We start from the raw sequence: 2,719 nt of genomic DNA, 5'->3' as shown, positions 1-2,719 counted from the left end.
ATGTTGTCGGCGCAATAATGGTCGAAATGGTCGCGCACGGCAGCTTCGACGAAGCGCGCCGCCTCGAGGCTGGTCAGGCGGTCCTTGGTCTGGCTCTGAAAATGCGGGTTGCGCAGGAACAGCGAGAGCATCAGCTCGACCTGGTTGAAGACGTCGTCGGCGGTAATGTCCTTGGCACGCTTGTGGCCGACCAATTCGCCGAACGCGCGTACGCCCTTGGTCAGCGCCGCGCGCAGGCCGGCTTCGTGCGTGCCGCCATCTGGGGTCGGGATGGTGTTGCAATAGTAAGTCTCGCTGCCGTCGGACCAGATCGGCCAGGCGACCGCCCATTCGACCGAGCCCTGGCCGTCAGGGAAGTCCTGGCGACCGGTGAAGGGCGGTGCGGTGATGCACTCGCGGCCTTCGAGCGTCTCGGCGAGGTGGTCACCAAGCCCGCCAGGGAACTGGAACACTGCCTGCGCGGGGACTTCGGCGGTGGCGAGTGCAGGGTCGCAGCGCCAGCGAATTTCGACCCCGGCGAAGAGATAGGCTTTCGACCGGGCGAGACGATAGAGGCGGGCGGGATCGAACTGCATTTCGGCCCCGAAAATCTCGGTGTCGGGGGTGAAAGCAACAGTCGTGCCGCGACGGTTGGGAGCAGCACCGACTTCGGCCAGCTTCGATGTCGCCAGGCCGCGCGCGAAGGTCTGGCGATAGAGCTTCTTGTCGCGCGCAACCTCGACGACGGTGTCGGTGGACAGCGCGTTGACGACGCTGATGCCGACGCCATGGAGGCCGCCGCTGGTGGAGTAGGCCTTCCCCTCGAACTTGCCGCCGGAGTGGAGCGTGGTGAGGATCACCTCGAGCGCCGACTGGCCGGGGTATTTGGGGTGCGGATCGACCGGGATGCCGCGACCATTGTCGCTGACCGTCAGGCGGTTGCCGAGGCCCAGCTCGACCTCGATGCGGGTGGCGTGGCCGGCGACCGCTTCGTCCATCGCATTGTCGATCACCTCGGCGGCGAGGTGGTGAAGCGCGCGCTCGTCGGTCCCGCCGATGTACATGCCCGGGCGGCGGCGGACGGGCTCCAGCCCCTCAAGCACCTCGATCGATGAGGCGTCGTAGGTAGCGGGGGTGGCGGCGGAGGGGGAGGTGAAGAGGTCAGACATTGGGAGAATGCCTAGCGGGCGACCGGGGTCTTGAACAGCAGATCGCGCTTCCTAAATCGCGCGTCGCCGGACGCTTGATGAGGCCCGGCGACGGGGCGTTCGGGCCGCGCAGGCTCGGTGTTCCGCCAGTCGCTTCAAATGGAGGACATGACATGCGTAGTGCTTTTGACTTTGCGCCGTATCGGCGCTCCACGATTGGCTTCGACCGGCTGTTTGACCTGCTCGAGAGCGGAACGACCGGCGCGGGGCAGGACAATTATCCGCCGTTCGATCTCCAGCGGCTCGACGAGAACCGCTTCCGCATCAGCCTGGCGGTGGCGGGCTTTGCTCAGGGCGATATCGATATCACCGCTCAGCAGAACCAGCTGATCGTCAGCGGTAACAAGGCCGAAGAAGATGGCGCGAGCTACGTCCATCGTGGGATCGCGAATCGCTCGTTCGAACGGCGATTCGGCCTCGCCGATCACATCAAGGTGAACGGAGCGGAGCTAAAGGACGGACTGCTCCAGATCGAGCTGGTGCGCGAAATCCCCGAGGCGATGAAGCCCCGCAAAATCGAGATCGGCGGCGGGGCGATCGAAGGGCCGCGTCACGACACGATCGAGGCCGCAGCCAATGAGCCGAGCGAGGCTTGATCCCGGCTCGACCTGAACAAGGGCTCCGGTGACATGGTCGCCGGAGCCCTTTTCTTATCTGACGCGAGGCCCACCGTACGGCAGCGGCGGCGGAGGGCGGCGATCGCGCCTTGGCAACTGGGCTTGGTAAGCGACGCCGCAGTGTGCCACGCAGTAGGGAAACCCCGGGTTGGCGTGGTCGCCGCAGAAATGGAAGTCGGGCTCGCCGGGATGGCCCATCGGCCAGCGGCAGATGCGGTCGTTGAGGTCGAGCAGGCTGGTGCGGTCGGCGACTTCGGCCGACGGCTTGGCGGGTACGAGGCGGCGCGGCGGGGCCGGCGGGATCGGCGCCTGCGTGTCGCCCGGACCCTGGCGGATGAAGCCGCCCGGGCCGACCGAACGATACTGGATCGCCGACGGATCGGTGCCTTCGCGCGCCGGGACCAGGTTCTGGACCGGCATGTTGGCGGCGTCGGTGACGATCGGCTTGCGCACCGGCGGGCCGGACGGGGCGGCGGCGCGCGGGGCGGCGGGTTCGGGCAGTGGCTTCTTCGCAGGTGGCGGCGCAGCGGGAGCCGGGGCAGGCTTGGCGGCGGCGGGCTTTTTCACGGTCTTCTCGACCGGCTTGACCGGCGAGGGGCGCGAATCGAGGCCGAGCCGATGGGCTTTGCCGATCACTGCATTACGGCTGACGCCACCCAGTTCCTCGGCGATCATGCTGGCGGTCGATCCTTGCGACCACATGGCTTTCAGTCGATCGATCCGCTCTTCGGTCCAGCTCATTGTCACTCCAGATTCTGTCGGCAACCTCTTCGGTTGCGTTGTTTGTTGTTCGCTACCGGCAAGCGGTTGCTATGATTAACGCCAGCCGATAGGCGAAGACGCGATGAACGACCAGCCTTCCCAATGGGTACGAACGGAACCGGGGGTTCCGACACTGACCGGCGTCAACTGGGG

General features: G+C 66.3%; 3 protein-coding genes. 1 reads left to right on the top strand and 2 read right to left on the bottom strand.

Annotated elements, in window-relative coordinates; genetic code table 11:
- Positions 1 to 1,148 (bottom strand): ATP-binding protein (locus tag RMN84_RS04405; protein WP_309610988.1); only part of this gene is annotated, 1,148 nt, incomplete at its 3' end.
- 152 nt (positions 1,149 to 1,300) lie between these two features.
- On the opposite strand from RMN84_RS04405, the gene RMN84_RS04400 reads away from it, so the two are divergent.
- Positions 1,301 to 1,783 (top strand): Hsp20 family protein, encoded by a 483-nt coding sequence (locus RMN84_RS04400; protein WP_309610987.1) that lies wholly within the window; start codon positions 1,301 to 1,303, stop codon positions 1,781 to 1,783.
- Between the two features lie 54 nt (positions 1,784 to 1,837).
- On the opposite strand, the gene RMN84_RS04395 is transcribed toward RMN84_RS04400, so the two are convergent.
- Complete coding sequence (locus tag RMN84_RS04395) at positions 1,838 to 2,545, bottom strand: GcrA family cell cycle regulator (protein WP_309610986.1); 708 nt, start codon at positions 2,543 to 2,545, stop codon at positions 1,838 to 1,840.
- Positions 2,546 to 2,719: the final 174 nt, after the last annotated feature.

This window comes from Sphingomonas sp., assembly GCF_031380695.1.
Lineage (GTDB): Bacteria > Pseudomonadota > Alphaproteobacteria > Sphingomonadales > Sphingomonadaceae > Sphingomicrobium.
Note: the sequence above shows the minus strand (reverse complement) of the source record. Positions and strands in the feature narration are given on the sequence as shown.